1 protein-coding gene is annotated in these 683 nt (G+C 71.3%); it reads left to right on the top strand.

Going from position 1 to position 683, the window contains the following annotated elements:
* Positions 1-683, top strand: a 683-nt coding sequence (locus JAO81_RS41950) for a DUF2637 domain-containing protein (RefSeq protein WP_233416670.1), incomplete at both ends; no start/stop codon positions are given.

Genomic DNA, 683 nt, shown 5'->3' with positions numbered 1-683 from the left:
GCGCCACTGAAGCTGACGCGGACACACCGGATATTGATCGGCGTGGTGGTCGCGGGCGCGGTCATCATCGCGGCCATCGGCTTCGCGGGGTCGTACGCGGCCGTGCGCGAGCTCGCCGAGCAGAAGGGCTTCGGGAAGTTCTCGCTGGTCTTCCCGATCGGCATCGACGCGGGCATCTGCGTCCTGCTCGCCCTCGACCTGCTGCTGACCTGGATCAGAATCCCCTTCCCGCTCCTTCGCCAGACCGCCTGGCTGCTCACGGCCGCGACGATCGCCTTCAACGGCGCGGCGGCCTGGCCCGATCCGCTCGGCACGGCGATGCACGCGGTCATCCCGATCCTGTTCGTGATCTCGGTCGAGGCCGCGCGGCACGCGATCGGCCGCATCGCGGACATCACCGCCGACAAGCACATGGAGGGCGTCCGCCTCACCCGCTGGCTGCTCTCACCGGTGCCGACGTTCCTGCTGTGGCGCCGTATGAAGCTCTGGGAGCTGCGGAGTTACGACGCGGTCATCAAGCTGGAGCAGGAGCGCCTCGTCTACCGCGCCCGCCTGCGCTCCCGCTACGGCCGCGCCTGGCGCCGCAAGGCCCCCGTCGAGTCCCTGATGCCCCTGCGCCTGGCCCGCTACGGCGTCCCGCTCGCCGAGACCGCCCCGGCCGGCCTCGCCGCCGCCGGCATCGA

This window comes from Streptomyces sp. N35, assembly GCF_016464295.1.
In the GTDB taxonomy this organism is placed as follows: domain Bacteria; phylum Actinomycetota; class Actinomycetes; order Streptomycetales; family Streptomycetaceae; genus Streptomyces.
This window is presented reverse-complemented; position numbering and strand designations above follow the sequence as displayed.